The organism is Stutzerimonas stutzeri (genome assembly GCF_019090095.1).
Lineage (GTDB): Bacteria > Pseudomonadota > Gammaproteobacteria > Pseudomonadales > Pseudomonadaceae > Stutzerimonas > Stutzerimonas stutzeri_AN.
Genome location: NZ_JAGQFP010000001.1, coordinates 364,837 through 379,384, shown reverse-complemented (window position 1 = coordinate 379,384; position 14,548 = coordinate 364,837). Strand labels below are relative to the sequence as shown.

12 protein-coding genes and 2 riboswitches are annotated in these 14,548 nt (G+C 64.3%); of the genes, 7 read left to right on the top strand and 5 right to left on the bottom strand.

Annotated elements, in window-relative coordinates:
• The first annotated feature begins 52 nt into the window (after positions 1-52).
• Together KVO92_RS01625 and KVO92_RS01620 are read left to right on the top strand one after the other, a co-directional pair.
• The gene (locus tag KVO92_RS01625) at positions 53-727 is read left to right on the top strand and encodes a TIGR04282 family arsenosugar biosynthesis glycosyltransferase (protein ID WP_217473957.1); all 675 of its coding nucleotides are present in this window, start codon (positions 53-55) and stop codon (positions 725-727) included.
• A complete protein-coding gene (locus KVO92_RS01620) occupies positions 720-1,448 on the top strand; it encodes a glycosyltransferase (RefSeq protein WP_217473956.1) in 729 nt (242 codons plus the stop codon). The genes KVO92_RS01625 and KVO92_RS01620 overlap by 8 nt, the downstream gene beginning before the upstream one ends.
• A gap of 11 nt (positions 1,449-1,459) precedes the next feature.
• Here KVO92_RS01620 and KVO92_RS01615 read toward each other — a convergent pair whose 3' ends face one another.
• Complete coding sequence (locus KVO92_RS01615) at positions 1,460-3,823, bottom strand: DNA polymerase II (protein WP_217473955.1); 2,364 nt, start codon at positions 3,821-3,823, stop codon at positions 1,460-1,462.
• A 382-nt stretch (positions 3,824-4,205) separates the two neighbouring features.
• Between KVO92_RS01615 and KVO92_RS01610 the strand changes: the two genes are divergently transcribed.
• Positions 4,206-5,315 (top strand): SMP-30/gluconolactonase/LRE family protein, encoded by a 1,110-nt coding sequence (locus KVO92_RS01610; RefSeq protein WP_217475390.1) that lies wholly within the window; start codon positions 4,206-4,208, stop codon positions 5,313-5,315.
• 834 nt (positions 5,316-6,149) lie between these two features.
• Here the strand turns inward: KVO92_RS01610 and KVO92_RS01605 are convergent.
• The 3 genes from KVO92_RS01605 to KVO92_RS01595 form a co-directional block, all read right to left on the bottom strand.
• Complete coding sequence (locus KVO92_RS01605; protein WP_217473954.1) at positions 6,150-7,058, bottom strand: chemotaxis protein CheV; 909 nt, start codon at positions 7,056-7,058, stop codon at positions 6,150-6,152.
• 118 nt (positions 7,059-7,176) lie between these two features.
• Positions 7,177-8,364, bottom strand: coding sequence for an acetyl-CoA C-acyltransferase family protein (locus KVO92_RS01600; RefSeq protein WP_217473953.1), 1,188 nt, complete (start codon positions 8,362-8,364; stop codon positions 7,177-7,179).
• A gap of 172 nt (positions 8,365-8,536) precedes the next feature.
• Positions 8,537-10,675, bottom strand: coding sequence for a NosR/NirI family protein (locus tag KVO92_RS01595; RefSeq protein ID WP_217473952.1), 2,139 nt, complete (start codon positions 10,673-10,675; stop codon positions 8,537-8,539).
• 807 nt (positions 10,676-11,482) lie between these two features.
• Here KVO92_RS01595 and KVO92_RS01590 point away from each other — a divergent pair.
• The 4 genes from KVO92_RS01590 to KVO92_RS01575 all read left to right on the top strand — a co-directional run bounded on the left by KVO92_RS01590 (position 11,483) and on the right by KVO92_RS01575 (position 12,941).
• Positions 11,483-11,794, top strand: coding sequence for a hypothetical protein (locus KVO92_RS01590; protein ID WP_217473951.1), 312 nt, complete (start codon positions 11,483-11,485; stop codon positions 11,792-11,794).
• Positions 11,795-11,851: 57 nt separating this feature from the next.
• Complete coding sequence (locus KVO92_RS01585) at positions 11,852-12,154, top strand: GNAT family N-acetyltransferase (RefSeq protein ID WP_217473950.1); 303 nt, start codon at positions 11,852-11,854, stop codon at positions 12,152-12,154.
• Positions 12,155-12,227: 73 nt separating this feature from the next.
• Complete coding sequence (locus KVO92_RS01580; RefSeq protein WP_217473949.1) at positions 12,228-12,581, top strand: YkgJ family cysteine cluster protein; 354 nt, start codon at positions 12,228-12,230, stop codon at positions 12,579-12,581.
• 18 nt (positions 12,582-12,599) lie between these two features.
• Positions 12,600-12,941 carry an FKBP-type peptidyl-prolyl cis-trans isomerase gene (locus KVO92_RS01575; protein WP_217473948.1) on the top strand — a complete coding sequence of 114 codons (342 nt, stop codon included), beginning with the start codon at positions 12,600-12,602 and terminating at the stop codon, positions 12,939-12,941.
• 70 nt (positions 12,942-13,011) lie between these two features.
• Here KVO92_RS01575 and KVO92_RS01570 read toward each other — a convergent pair whose 3' ends face one another.
• Complete coding sequence (locus KVO92_RS01570) at positions 13,012-14,277, bottom strand: D-amino acid dehydrogenase (RefSeq protein ID WP_217473947.1); 1,266 nt, start codon at positions 14,275-14,277, stop codon at positions 13,012-13,014.
• 57 nt (positions 14,278-14,334) lie between these two features.
• Positions 14,335-14,418, bottom strand: a riboswitch (glycine riboswitch).
• A gap of 4 nt (positions 14,419-14,422) precedes the next feature.
• A riboswitch (glycine riboswitch) is annotated at positions 14,423-14,520 on the bottom strand.
• Positions 14,521-14,548 lie beyond the last annotated feature (28 nt).

Genomic DNA, 14,548 nt, shown 5'->3' with positions numbered 1-14,548 from the left:
AAGCGTAGCCAAGCCGCCCAGATTCAAGCGGTGACAGGAGAACCCCTCGGCCATGGATACTGCGATGCCCTGCCTGGTGCTGCTCTGCAAGCGGCCCGCCCCAGGCTACGCCAAGCAGCGGCTAGCCGCCACGCTGGGGCAGGAGGCCGCGCTGGCGGTCGCACAGGCTCTGCTCGCCTGCGCGCTGGAAGACCTGCGGCAGTGGCCGGGCCAGCGGGTAATCGCACCGGATCACCCAGAGAACCTGCCTTGGGCACATTCGTTGGCCGGCGAGGCGCTGTGCAGGGCGCAACACGACGGCAACCTTGGCGCGCGGATCAACCAGCTCGACCATGAATTGCGCCGCGACGGCCAGCATCGATTGATCTTCATCGGCAGCGACTGCCCGACCCTGTCGCCCGCTGATTACCGGCACGTCGCCCAGCTATTGCAGCGTTTCGACACGGTGCTATTCAACGCCCGCGACGGCGGCGTCGTATTGATGGCATCCAACCGCCCCTGGCCGGACTTGCGGACGCTGCCCTGGAGTACCGATCGGCTCGGCAGCGCCCTCGCAGCGCACTGTCGCCAGGCCGGACACAGCGTCGCCAGCGCCGGCGCCTCCTTCGACATCGACCGCGCCGAAGACCTGTCGTCTCTCCCCGCACTGCTGCGCGAGGACCCGCGACCGGCGCGTCAGGCCTTGCGCACCACGCTCGAACGCCTCGGAATCGGCCACGATGCCTGAGCGTCTTGCCGTCAGCGTGATCATCCCTTGCTGGCGCGACGAGGCGGCGCTGCAACGGCTGTTGGATCGTCTCGTCTCGCTACTCCAGGACGCAGAGGTGGACGGCGAAATCATCGTGGTGGACGGTGCCAGCCGCGAGCCGTGTCGACTGCTTTGCACGCGTTATGGCGCCGCCTGGCTGCCGGCCGCGTCCTGCCGCGGTACACAGCTTCGCCTGGGCGCCACGCATGCGCGGCATCCTTTACTGTGGTTCCTGCACGCCGACGCTCATCTGCATGGCAACCCGCTGCCGCGGATGCAGGCCGCAATCGCCACGGGTGCGGTTGGCGGTTATTTCCGCTTCCGTTTCACCGGCGACCCGGGTTGGCAGGCCGCCCTGCTCGAACGCCTGATCGCGTTGCGCAACCGTTTCGGCGTGCCCTACGGCGACCAGGGGTTGTTCGTCACGGCGCAGGCCTACCAGCGCGGCGGCCAGCACAGCCCATGGCCGCTGTTCGAGGAAGTCGAATTGGTCAGGGGGCTGCGCCGACAGGGCCGGTTCATTCGCCTGGACGATGGCGTGCACGTCGACCCACGGCGCTGGCAGCGCGACGGCTGGTGGCGGCGCTCGCTGCGTAATCGCCTGCTGGCACTGCAATTCGCCTGCGGCGTGCCGGCGCAACACCTGGCCGAGCGGTACACCGCCCGCGGTTCCAAACATCCGCATGCTGACGAGCGCTGACGCCCGATCCGTCAGAACAAGCCGAGCTGCTCGTCGATCAGACCACTGAAGCTGTCGCCCACGAACGGCAGGATGGCATCGGCGATCGGCTGCAGCTGACGCGTCACGTAGTGGTCGTAGTCGATCGCAGCGCGCCGCACCTCCAGGGGTTCCGGGCCGCCCACGGTCATCAGATAGCTGATCCAGCCGCCATTCTGGTACTGCCGCTGACGACCCTGCTGCAGGTTGTAGTCGTCGGCGATTCGTGCGGCGCGTACATGAGGCGGGACGTTGCGTTCGTAGTCATCCAGCCGTCGCCGCAGCCGCTTGCGCAAGATCAGCAACTCATCCAGCTCACCGGCCAAGGTGCGGCGGACATAGTCGCGCACATAGTCCTGATAGGGTTCGCGGTTGAAGATGCGCCGGTACAACTCCTGCTGGAACTGCTGGGCGAGCGGCGACCAGTCGGTGCGCACCGTTTCCAGCCCCTTGAACACCAGCCCGTCGCTGCCGTCGGGGCGGGTCACCAGGCCCGCATAGCGCTTCTTGCTACCCTCCTCCGCCCCGCGAATGGTTGGCATCAGAAAACGCTTGAAATGACTTTCGTACTGTAGCTCCAACGCGCTCTGCAGGCCGAACTCGCGCTGCAGATGCTCGCGCCACCACTGGTTGATCAGTTGAACCAGACGCTTGCCGATCCGCGCCGCATCTTCGTCGTTGTGGGCGCGCCTGAGCCAGACGAAGGTCGAGTCGGTGTCGCCGTAGATCACGCTGTAGCCTTCTGCCTCGATCAGCTCGCGGGTGCGGCGCATGATTTCGTGGCCGCGCAGGGTGATAGACGAAGCCAGCCGTGGATCGAAAAAACGGCAGCCGCTGGAACCGAGCACACCGTAGAAGGCATTCATGATGATCTTCAGCGCCTGGGACAGCGGCTTGTTGCCCTCGCGCTTGGCCGCCTCGCGCCCTTCCCAGACACGCTCGACGATGGCCGGCAGGCAGTGCCGTGTGCGCGAGAAGCGGGCCCCACGAAAACCCGGCACCGAGTCGCTGTCATCAGGATGGCGGATGCCCTCGATGAGCCCCACCGGATCGATAAGGAAGGTGCGGATGATCGACGGGTAGAGACTCTTGTAGTCCAGCACCAGCACCGACTCGTACAGGCCCGGCTGCGAATTCATCACGAAGCCACCGGGGCTGGCCTCCGGCGGCCGCTCGCCGAGGTTGGGCGCGACGAAGCCCTGGCGATGCATCAGCGGGATGTAGAGGTGCTCGAATGCCGCCACCGAACCGCCCATGCGATCGGCCGGCAGGCCAGTGACCGTGGCGCGCTCGAGCAGAAAGGTCAGCAGCTCGGTCTTGTCGAAGATCCGCGTGACCAGCTCGCAATCCTTGAGGTTGTAACGCGCCAGGGCCGGCTTGTCCTCGGCGAACATGCGGTTGATCTCGTCCATGCGCTGATACGGCGTGTCGATCGCCTTGCCTTCACCGAGCAGCGTCTGCGCGACGTTCTCCAGGCTGAACGAGGGGAAGCTCCAGGTGGCCGACCGCAGCGCCTCGATGCCATCGATGATCAAGCGGCCCGCCGCCGCAGCAAAGAAATGATTGCTGCGGCTGCCATGCTCGCGCCAGGTCATCTCCTCACCGCCACGCCCCAGGCGCAGCGGCACCTGATAACGCTGGGCCTGTTCACGCAGCACGCGCAGGTCGAACTGAATCAGGTTCCAGCCGATGATCGCATCCGGGTCGTGTCGCTCCAGCCACTCGTTCAGTCGCTCGATCAACTGTTTGCGGCTGTCGCAATACGCCAGCTGGAAATCCACCACGCTGGCGTCGCCGTTGGCCGGGCCGAGCATGTACACCTGACGCTCGCCGCAGCCCTCTAACGCGATGGAATACAGCTCGCCGCGCATGGTGGTTTCGATGTCCAGCGAGACCAGTTTGAGCTGCGGCCGATAGTCCGGTGCCGGCTTGATTTGCGCGTCGACGAGCACGCCTTGCGCATCCGGCTGCCCGGCAAAGCTGACCGGCGCCGTGATGAAGCGCTCCATCAGATAGCGCTCCGGCGGGCGAATGTCGCCTTCGTATACGTCCAGCCCCGCCCCGCGCAAGCGCTTGTCGAGGTTCATCAACTGGCGATGCTGCTTGCAGTACAGCCCCAGCACCGGCCGATGGCGGAAGTCGGTCAGGCTCAGTGGCCGTAGTTCAACGTCACGCTCGCCCTGGAGCAACAGCTCGACCTTGCGCTGTTGCGCCGCCGGAATAAACGCAACCGACGGTTGATACGGCACGCGGAGCCGACGCGGCCCGGCATCGGTCGCCAGCCAGAACTCCACCTCGGTGCCGGCCGCCGTGTCGCGCCAGTGTCGGGTCAGGACAAAGCCCTGTTGCAGATTCACCGTCCGCCGTCCTCATTCGCTCGAGGCGCCCATTCTACGTGGCAATGCCCAGGCGGAGGCGAACAAGCAAAAGCGCCAACTTATATGATGTCGAATGAGTAGAAACCATTAGTTATCTCGCAGATTGCCTGAATTCAGCTTTGACAAGCCCCAATACGCTAACAATACTGGCTCACGTTGTACGACAACTGTGACCAATAAGAACAATGGATAGTCGCATGTCCCCTTCGCCACACCCGACCGTCGAGCGGCCGATGTTGCGCCACGTGCACAGCCCGCCTCGACCCAGTCGCTGACCACCCGTGCCTTTGCCGTGCACCGTTCCGGTGGGTCGGTTTCGCTCGCCTTCAAAATCTTTCGTAGGACGCACGCCATGACCGCAATGAACGACGACTCTGCCAACAACGACCCACGCAGCGCCCGCCGCGCGTTTCTGAAAAACTCGCTGATGGTGTCCGCCGGTATCGCCTCGATGGGCAGCCTGGGCTTGCCCCGGCTCGCCTTCGCCGAACCGCTGACCCAGCGCTACCCGGACGAGCTCGTCGAGATTCTCGATGAGAGTTTCGCCAAGTATCGACTGTTCAACGCCAGCGTCGAGAAGATCGCCAGCGGCATGCGCTGGGCCGAAGGCCCGGTCTGGGTCGGCGATGGCCGTTACCTGCTGGTCAGCGACATTCCGGAAAACCGCATCATGCGCTGGGACGAGATCACCGGTTCGTTCGATGTCTATCGCCAGCCCTCGAACCACTCCAACGGCCTGAGTCGCGATCTGCAAGGGCGGCTGCTGGCTTGCGAAGGCTCGACCACCAATGACCAGGGCCGTCGCGTCACGCGGACCGAGCCGGACGGCAGCATTACGGTGCTGGCTGACAACTTCGAGGGCAAGCGTTTCAATTCGCCGAACGATCTGGCCGTCAGGCAGGACGGCTCGATCTGGTTCACCGACCCGCCCTTCCAGACCAGCAACTTCTACGAAGGGCACAAGATTCAAACCGAGCTGCCGGACGCGGTCTACCGCATCGATGGCAAGAGCGGCGCCGTGACCCGCGTGATCGACTCGATCTCCGGCCCCAACGGGCTGTGCTTCTCACCGGACCAGAAGACGCTCTATGTCGTCGAAGGCCGGGCAAAGCCCAATCGCCTGGTCTGGGCCTATCCGGTCAAGAATGACGGTACGCTGGGCGAGCGCCGCAAGCACATCGAGGCGCCCGCCTATGGCGCGCTGGATGGCATCAAGTGCGATGAAGACGGCAATCTCTGGTGCGGCTGGGGCAGCTCGGGCGCACCGGAAGCCAACACCGCGGAGCTGGACGGGGTGATGGTCTTCAACACGCAGGGCAAGGCCATCGGCAAGATCCGCCTGCCCGAGCGCTGCGCCAATCTCTGCTTTGGCGGTAGCAAGGGCAACCGCTTGTTCATGGCCAGCAGCCATTCGCTGTACGCCCTGTACGTCAACACACGTGACGCAAGCTTCGGCAAGTACGGCAGCTGACCGCCTGCGCCCGGTGCACCACCCGTACCCCGTTAGGGCTTCTGTCAGCATCAGGTATAGGAGCAGGCTCTGCCTGCGACCGAGGCGGAGGTCATGCACCGAGGCGTAGACCGAACACCGGGTCGCGGGCAGAGCCCGCTCCTACAAGTCCGTGTGGCTGCCCGGCGAATTCGAGCATTCAGCACCGCGTGTAGGAGCAGGCTCTGCCTGCGATCGGGAGCGGAGGTCATGTACCGAGGCGTAGACCGGACACCGGATCGCGGGCAGAGCCCGCTCCTACAGGTCCGTGTGGCTACCTGGCGAGCTGGGACCGTCAGCAACGCGTGTAGGAGCAGGCTCTGCCTGCGACCGGGGCGGAGGTCATGCACCGAGGCGTAGACCGAACACCGTATCGCGGGCAGAGCCCGCTCCTACAAGTCCGTGTGGCTGCCCGGCGAATTCGAGCATTCAGCACCGCGTGTAGGAGCAGGCTCTGCCTGCGACCGGGGCGGAATTCATGCACCGAGGCGTAGACCGAACACCGGGTCGCGGGCAGAGCCCGCTCCTACAAGTCCGTGTGGCTGCCTGGCGAATTCGCGCATTCAGCACTGCGTGTAGGAGCAGGCTCTGCCTGCGATCGGGGCGGAGGTCATGCACCGAGGCGTAGACCGAACACCGTATCGCGGGCAGAGCCCGCTCCTACAAGTCCGTGTGGATGCCTGGCGAGCTGGGACTTCAGCACCGCGTGTAGGAACAGGCTCTGCCTGCGATCGGGGCGGCATTCATGCACCGCGGTGTAGACCGAACCCCCAGGGTCGCGGGCAGAGCCCGCTCCTACAGGTACGCGGGCGTGACTCAGGCGACCGAGGCATCCTCGCCGAGGTGGATCACCCGCGCTGCGCGCAGCATGCACTTGGCCATTTCCGGTGGGGAGAATTTGGTAAGAATGTCGTTGGCGCCTGCTGCCTTGGCTTTATCGGTGCTGATCGTGCTGTCCAGCGAGGTGTGCAGCAGCACATAGATAGACGAGTAGTCCGGGTGCTTGCGCAGCGCCTGGGTAAAGGAATAACCATCCATTTCTGGCATTTCGATGTCCGAGACCACCACGTTGATGGCCTCGTAGCTGCCCTTGAGGCTGTCGAGCTTCTCGAAGGCTTCGCGGGCGCTGCGGACCGCATGGCAGGTCACGCCCATCTTGGTCAGTGCCGACACGGACATGTGGATCGCCACTTGGCTGTCATCGACGATCAACGCCCGGGTCTCGGTGAGCAGTTGGGCGTCCTGGTCGTCGAGGTCGGAGATGTCCGCATCACCGGGCACCGGTGCGATGTTATGGATCACCTTCTCCACATCGAGGATCTGAATCAGCTCGCCATCGACTTCAGCCGTGCCGGTGATAAAGGAGCTGTTACGCGCACCGTAGGGCGGCGGCAGGATCTTCGAGGACTGAATGTGCACGATCTTGACCACCGCCTGGACATGCAAGCCCTGCTTGGAGCGGCTGATTTCGGTGACGATCAAGCAGCCACCCTTCGGATCCTGCAAAGGCGCCATGCCGATGGCCAGGCTCAGATCGATCACGGACAACGGCTGGCCGCGCAGGGTCGCGACGCCGCGCACGTGGGGATGGGATTCGGGTAGCCGGGTCAACGCCGGCGTCGGAATGATCTCGCTGACCTTCAACAGGTTGATCGCCATCTGTTTGCCGCTGCGCAGCGTAAACAGCAGAAGCGATAAGGCGTCGGTGGCGGATACGTTGTTCATGGATAGTCCTGTGGGAAGCCGGTCTCTTGGCGTAGATATCACCCTCGCCGAAGGTTGTCGGCCAGCGAGGGCAAATCTTCAATCGCGGCAAACGATGCCGGACGAACGAGCGCTGCTTTCAGACGCGCTCGAATACCGCCGCGATACCTTGGCCGCCGCCAATGCACATGGTCACCAGCGCATAGCGGCCCTGGATGCGCTGCAGTTCGTGGATTGCCTTGACGGTGATGATCGCACCGGTCGCGCCGACGGGATGACCGAGGGATATCCCTGAACCGTTGGGATTGACCCGCTCCGGGTCCAGGCCGAGTTCCTGCATCACGGCGCAGGCCTGCGCGGCGAAGGCTTCGTTGGCTTCGATGACGTCGATCTGTTCCAGGCGCACGCCGGTGCGTTCCAGCACCTTGCGTACCGCCGGCACCGGACCGATGCCCATGTAGGCCGGGTCGACGCCGGCATGGGCGTAGCCGACCAGCCGCGCCATGGGAGCCAATCCAAGCGCCCTTGCCCGCCCCGCCTCGGCCAGCATCAATGCCGCAGCCCCGTCGTTCAGCCCCGACGCGTTGCCGGCCGTCACGGTGCCCTGCTCTTTCTTGAAGATCGGTTTCAACGCCGCGAGGCGCTCGGCGGTCAGGTCCGCGCGGACGTGCTCGTCGGCCTCGAACTGGGCGCTTCCCTTGCGCGTCTGCACGGCGACCGGGACGATCTGCTCGCGGAAACGCCCCTCTTCGATGGCGCGAGCAGCACGCTGCTGGCTTTGCAGCGCCAGGGCGTCCTGCTGTTCCCGACGGATGCCATAGCGCTCGGCGACATTCTCGGCAGTCACGCCCATATGGAACTTGCCCCAGGGGTCATGCAGCAGCGTGTTCATGTAGTCGATCGCCTGGCTGTCGCCCAGCCGGGCGCCCCACCGCAGGTTCGGCAGGATGAACGGGCCGCGGCTCATGCTCTCGGCGCCGCCGCCGATGGCCACGTCGGTGTCGCCCAGCAGGATCGACTGGGCCGCCGAAATCACCGCTTGCAGGCCCGAGCCGCACAGGCGGTTGACGTTGAAGGCTGGGGTTTCCAGCGGAATGCCGGCATCCACCGCGGCCACACGCGCCAGGTAACCGTCGCGCGGCTCGGTGGGAATGACGTTGCCCATCACCACGTGGCCGACGGCATCGGCCGGTGTACCGGAACGTTCCAACACCCCGCGGCAGGCAGTCGTGGCGAGGGTGATCAGGTCGACGTCCTTCAGCGCACCGCCAAAGGAGCCGATCGGGGTGCGCACCGCACCGACAACGACGATTTCACGTTCAGCCATGGGGTCCTCTTCGCAGCAAGGGGTACGGGCAGGCCGGTCCAACCGGCGCGCCAAAGGCGTCCGATGCTAGCGAACTTGTAAAGACGAACAATAGCCACGGGCGCACAGCCGCTGTGCAGCGTTGCAGAACCAGGCAGTCAGGTCGCGAGCCTGCCCATGCCCCGGCTCGTCTTCAAGGCGCGGGGAGCGGCTGCGGCGCCATGGCATCGGTGGCGATCAGCTCGCCCCGGTGCCCCGCCTTTTCCGCGCGCTTGCGAGCGCTGATGCTGGCCACGCACTGGTCGCCGTTGTTGAGGATGACGATGCACTCCAGGCATTGGATGCACTCGTCGTAGTCGATCCGTCCGTCACGCTTGATCGCCCCGATCTCGCAGTGATTCTTGCAGTGCTGACAGGGCTGGCCACAGGCGTCGATCCGCTTGAGCCAGGCGAACAGGTGGAACTTGCCGAGGATTGCCAACCCGGCGCCCAGCGGGCAGACGTACCGGCAGTAGAACTTGTGCACGAACAGGCCCAGCCCGAGCAGCACCACAGCGTAAAGCACGAACGGCCAGGAACGCATGAAGAACAGCGTGATGCTGGTCTTGAACGGCTCCACCTCAGCAAGCCGCTCGGCCAGCGTCAGCGAATAGAAGGCCACCGGCACCAGCCCGATGAGGATCAGGTATTTGAGCCACTGCAGGCGCGAATGGGTGCGGTCGGAAATCTTCCACTGGCGAATCCGCAGGCGCTTGGCCAGCCAACCGAGCATTTCCTGGAGCGCGCCGAACGGGCACAGCCAACCGCAGAACACACCGCGCCCCCAGAGGAACAGGCTGACGAAGGTGAAGCTCCAGAGCATGAAGATCACCGGATCCATCAGGAACACGCGGATATCGAAGTCCTGCCACAGGGCCAGCAGCAAGGTGAAGATGTTCACCACCGACAGCTGCCCCTGCGCGTACAGGCCGATGAACAGCAGGGTGAACATCAGGTAGCCAGCGCGGAACAGGTGGAAACGGCGGCTGTGCCGGCTGATGCGATGCTGCCAGACGAATACCCCGGTGAGTATCAGCAGCGCCAGCCCGACCAGACCGACCTGCCACCAGCGCTCATGCCACATGTGCAGCCAGATCGGCACCGGCTTGGCGACGGGCTTGGCCTCCTGGATGTCGAACAATGCGGGGTCGAGCTGAAAGGCCTGCGTGAACTGCGTGTTGGTTTCCACCAGATGGTTGCGCTGCAGCTTGACGTTGAGTCGCAGCCCGGCTGGCTCGGCGGGGTTGAAGGCGTTGTGCGCCTTGATCCGGAAGATGTGGGCTTCGGTTGGTTCGACCGGCGCATCGACCAGGTCCATGACCGCCCCGTTGTTGAAGTTCATGTCCTGCAGGTCGATAGGATGTTCGTTCTGCATCAACACCAGCCGGCTGGGCGCGGTGGCCGGGACGAAGTCGTCCGGCACGTGCGGATACAAACCGGAAGACAACACTAGTAGCGCCTGCTCGTTGGGCAGCAATTCGCCCATCAGCTTCTCGAAACCTGCCTCGCCGAGCAGGTTGCGGCCAATAATCGGTGCGTTCAGGTAGGCGAAGTACAACTCGCTGAACGGCTCGTCGGTCTCGCCATCGAGCGCCTGATAGCCATCCAGGGCATGGCCGATGTCCGCTTCCACCTCCTCGCGGCTCACCGTCCAATGCCGGACATAACCGCGCTCGAGCAATTCATCCCAACCGAGCGGCTCGTACAGGTCCGGCTTTGGCGTCGCCAGCGGCCCCTCCGCGAACCCCTCGAGTAATTGCCGCGCCACGCTCAAGGCGGACGTCAGCACGGTCTCGTTGACAATCACCACCGATACCGTGGCCTTGCTCACGCCGTCGATGCGAGTGACCGAGTCGTTGCTGGTCGCGCTGCCTTCGCGGCCGCCAACGACGATGGGTTTGCTGATCGGCTGCAGGCGGTATTGGTCGACGAAATCGAACAGCGCCTGCTCGCCCAGGCCGTGGAGGAACACCGGCTCGTGATGCTCCAGCACGCGGACGCCGGTGAGCACGCCCTGCGGGTTCATGCCGATCAGTAGCTTGATCGGCTTGCCGGAAAAGCCCTGCAGATCGGAATAGTCAGTGGATTCGAAGGCGTAGCCGAGCAGCTCGTCCAGCTGGTAGGCGCTGTAGACCGGCGGGTTTTCCTGCTTCGGCTCGATGCGCGTCGCCTTGGGAAACAGTTGCAGGATCTGGTCGTCCAGCTCCTGCGCGGCCAGCCATGGACTGGCCAACAGGCACAGCCACACCAGGAAGGTGCGCAACGATGACGGCAAACAGGCGCGGCGAGCCATGAGGGCCTCTCGGTTTTGTAGTTATGCGCCCATGCTAATCAGCCGCGTCGACAGCGCCATGCGACTTGCCGGTCGGTCACCCAGTACTTCGGTCTAGGTCGCGATCCGGCGCAGGCCGCCAGTCGCCGATGTTAATGAAGTCTCCATGCCACGCTCCTGTAGGAGCAGGCTCTGCCTGCGACCGGATGGTGGGGCCATATACCGAGGCGTAAACCGAACGCCCAGCGTCGCGGGCAGAGCCCGCTCCTACAGGTTGGCGTCCGGGCCTCCGGCATCGCATGTAGGAGCAGGCTCCGCCTGCGACCGATGGTGAGGCCATATACCGCGGCGTAAACCGAACGCCCAGGTTCGCGCCCGGGCTCCTGCATCGTGTGTAGGAGCAGGCTCTGCTTGCGACCGTTGGGTGGGGCCAGATACCGAGGCGTAAACCGAACAGCCCGGGTCGCGGGCAGACCCCGCTCCTACAGGTTGGCGTCCGGGCCTCCGGCATCGCGTGTAGGAACAGGCTCTGCCTGCGACCGTTGGGCAGGCCATATACCGTGGCGTAATCCGAACGCCCAGGGTCGCGGGCAGAGCCCGCTCCTACAGGTTGGCGTCCGGGCCTCCGGCATCACATGTAAGAGCAGGCTCTGCCTGCGACCGATGGTGGGGCCATATATACCGAGGCGTAATCCGAACCCCCGGGTCGCGGGCAGAACCCTGTCCTACGGACACTGGTGCGCTTTTTTCTGGCCAGGGGAACGATGGGCTGTCGGCTCGGCCCAATCCTGACAAACCATCCGATCAGCCACGCAGAGAAGGCCCGCCATGACCAAAGCCGTGAAACCGGACGCCGAGCAGCCCTACTTCGAGACGCCCGGACATATCCCGAGTGGCAGCGACCACCAGATTCCGCACAGCCATCGCTTGAGCTACCGCGGCTACGACGTGATCGTGCACATCACTGGCTACGAATATGAAACCTTTGGCGAGACGCTCTGGGCGGTGGGCGCGGAGGTGGTCAAAGATCGTGAAATCATCGTGCCGGTCAGCGTCGACCAGGCCGAGCACTACCGCAGTTTCGACGAAGCGCTGCAACAGGGGTGCGACATGGGCCGCGCGCTGGTGGACGCGCTGTAACCGAGGCCCGATTGCTTCCAGCAACGCGTCGATAGATTTGCCAACAGGAGTACAGGAATGTCCGACAACAGCAACGCACGCGTGCAACATGACGAGCAAGCCAACCGTTACGTACTGGAGGTCGATGGCCAAGCGCTGGGCCTCGCCGAGTATCAGCCAGACGGCTCGCGCCGTGTTTTCACCCATACCGAGGTGGATCAGAGCCTCGAAGGGCAAGGCATGGGCAGCCTGCTGATCCGTGAAGCCCTGGACGACACCCGCCGCCAGGGCAAGCGCATCGTGCCGGTTTGTGAGTTCGTCGCGGCCTACGTCAAGAAGCATCATGACTGGGACGACATCGTCGAACGCAGCGAGGCTTGAGGCCTGGTTGACTTACACGTCACGGCGCCGCTCGCGTACCATGCGCGCCCATCTTCGCTCCTAGCCATTCCCCATGAGCTGCACCCAACGCAAGATCGATCAACTGCGCCGCCGCATCCCGAGTTTCGCCTGCGAGCCCGGCTGCCATGATTGCTGTGGTCCGGTGACGGCCTCTTCGGAAGAAATGGCGAGGCTGCCCGTGCGCAGCGCCGCCGAGCACGACAAAGCGCTGGCCGAGTGGAATTGCGTGCACCTCGGGCCGCACGGCTGCGAGGCCTATGACGAGCGCCCGCTGATCTGCCGGCTGTTCGGCACCACCGCCAGCCTGCCCTGCCCGCGCGGGCGAGGCCCGGAGACGCCCACCGCCCCCCATGTTGAAAAGCAGATCCACCGCCTTATAGCCAGCACCCGCCAGGTGCTGGTCTAGACAACCGTGAGCAAGCCCATGAGTGACGAATTACAGATCGAGGACATCGTGCAAGGCGACGGCAAAGCCGTGGTCAAGGGCGCGCTGATCACCACCCATTACCGTGGCCAGCTAGAGGACGGCACCGTCTTCGACTCCTCCCACGAGCGCGGCAAACCCTTCCAGTGCGTCATCGGCACCGGCCGGGTGATCAAGGGCTGGGACCTGGGCCTGATGGGCATGAAGGTCGGCGGTAAGCGCAAGCTGTTCGTCCCCGCCCACCTCGCCTATGGCGAGCGCCAGATCGGCAAGTTCATAACGCCGCATTCGAACCTGCTGTTCGAGATCGAACTGCTGGAAGTGCTGACTCGCGACGACTGACCGCCCTGGCCCTTCGCCGAGTCGATCAAGCCAGGTTGCGGCGACCGGGCGCCGCAACCTAGGGGCTGAATCACGCGTGGACGGGTTTGCCGCTGGCCGAAACCGAAGCGCTGGTCGGGCCCATCGACTGAGTCACCACATCACCGATCATGTCGGCAGTGATGGCGCAGAGCGTCCAGCCGAGATGGCCATGGCCGGTGTTGTAGAACACGCACGGCGCGCTGCCACGACCGACCTTGGGCATCATGTTCGGCATCATTGGCCGCAGGCCGGCCCATGGCACGACGCTCTGGGTACTGACGCCGGGGAAGCACTCGGCCACCCACTCCACCAGTGGTCGAATACGATCGGCCCGGATGTCGCGGTTGTAGCCATTGAACTCGGCCGTGCCGGCCACCCGCAGGCGGTTATCGCCCAGACGGCTGGTCACCAGCTTGGTTTCGTCGTCCAGCAGGCTGACGGTCGGCGCAGCCGCGCGGCTGGCTTCGTCGTTGAGGTTGACTGTGATCGAGTAGCCCTTCACCGGGTAGATGTTCACCCGGTCGCCCAGTTGCGCAGCCAGGTCCCGGCTGGCGGTGCCAGCGCAGATGACGATACCGTCGAACTGCAATCGCTCCTCGCCTCCCGCCACCCCGACGACGACACTTGCGCGCCTGCCGTCAGTCTCTACACGTTGCACATCCTGACCATAGCGGCAGTCGACGCCCAGACGTAACGCAGCCGTTGCCAGGCCGTTTGTGAACTTGTGGATGTCGCCTGTGGAATCGCACTCGGTGTAATAGCCACCGTAATATTGGCCTGCCAGCGTTGGTTCGATGGCGCGCATTTCTTCCGGTGTCACACTGCGCCGGGGCAGGCCGCCTTGAGCCAGCAGCGTCGAAACCTGGCCGGCATGGTCGAACCCGGCCTTGTCACGGTAGATGTGCAGAATGCCGGCCTTTTTCAGGTCGAAATCGATGCCCTCTGCGGCGGCCCAGGCAAACAGGTGCTCACGTGCGGCAATGGCCAGACGTGCGGTTTCGATGGTGTTTTGGCGGTACTGGGGAATGGAGCCAATGAACTCGGCGAACCAGGACAACTTGTGCCAGCTGGGCTTGGGATTGACCAGCAGCGGTGCGTCGCTTTTGAGCATCCACTTGATGCCCTTGAGGATCGTGGACCAGTGTGTCCAGACCTCGGCGTTCGACGCGGACAGCTGCCCACCATTGGCGAAGGATGTCTCCATCGCCGCATAGCGGTGCTTCTCGAACAGGGTTACGGTAAAACCGCGCTTGGCCAGCGCGTAGGCGGTGGTGATACCCGTGATACCACCCCCTACAACGGCGATCGTCTTCATGGTGCAACTCCAGAATGTCAGGGTCAGAGCCGTCCGCGACATGCGGATCAGCGCCCCCTCTGTTCTGGACCTGAGAGTTTCATGGGTGAGGCCCACTTGCTCCTTCGGTGCACCGGGCGACGACCCGGTGGCTCTTCAGAGTTCACAAGCGATATCGGTCCTTTTGCCTGAGAGTTTCCGGGGCGGTTGCTCCTTCGGCGCTGCGCACGGCGATGCCGAGGCAGTCTCTCCCGATATCACGCGCCGAGCGCTCAGAGCGCCCCGCGGCTAG

Bases quoted from the DNA above. Each gene is read 5' to 3' on its own strand.
- KVO92_RS01610 (WP_217475390.1), top strand. From the start codon at position 4,206: ATGAACGACGACTCTGCCAACAACGACCCACGCAGCGCCCGCCGCGCG.
- KVO92_RS01625 (WP_217473957.1), top strand. From the start codon at position 53: ATGGATACTGCGATGCCCTGCCTGGTGCTGCTCTGCAAGCGGCCCGCC.
- KVO92_RS01580 (WP_217473949.1), top strand. From the start codon at position 12,228: ATGAGCTGCACCCAACGCAAGATCGATCAACTGCGCCGCCGCATCCCG.
- KVO92_RS01605 (WP_217473954.1), bottom strand. From the start codon at position 7,058: ATGAACAACGTATCCGCCACCGACGCCTTATCGCTTCTGCTGTTTACG.
- KVO92_RS01575 (WP_217473948.1), top strand. From the start codon at position 12,600: ATGAGTGACGAATTACAGATCGAGGACATCGTGCAAGGCGACGGCAAA.
- KVO92_RS01570 (WP_217473947.1), bottom strand. From the start codon at position 14,277: ATGAAGACGATCGCCGTTGTAGGGGGTGGTATCACGGGTATCACCACC.
- KVO92_RS01595 (WP_217473952.1), bottom strand. From the start codon at position 10,675: ATGGCTCGCCGCGCCTGTTTGCCGTCATCGTTGCGCACCTTCCTGGTG.
- KVO92_RS01585 (WP_217473950.1), top strand. From the start codon at position 11,852: ATGTCCGACAACAGCAACGCACGCGTGCAACATGACGAGCAAGCCAAC.
- KVO92_RS01620 (WP_217473956.1), top strand. From the start codon at position 720: ATGCCTGAGCGTCTTGCCGTCAGCGTGATCATCCCTTGCTGGCGCGAC.
- KVO92_RS01600 (WP_217473953.1), bottom strand. From the start codon at position 8,364: ATGGCTGAACGTGAAATCGTCGTTGTCGGTGCGGTGCGCACCCCGATC.
- KVO92_RS01590 (WP_217473951.1), top strand. From the start codon at position 11,483: ATGACCAAAGCCGTGAAACCGGACGCCGAGCAGCCCTACTTCGAGACG.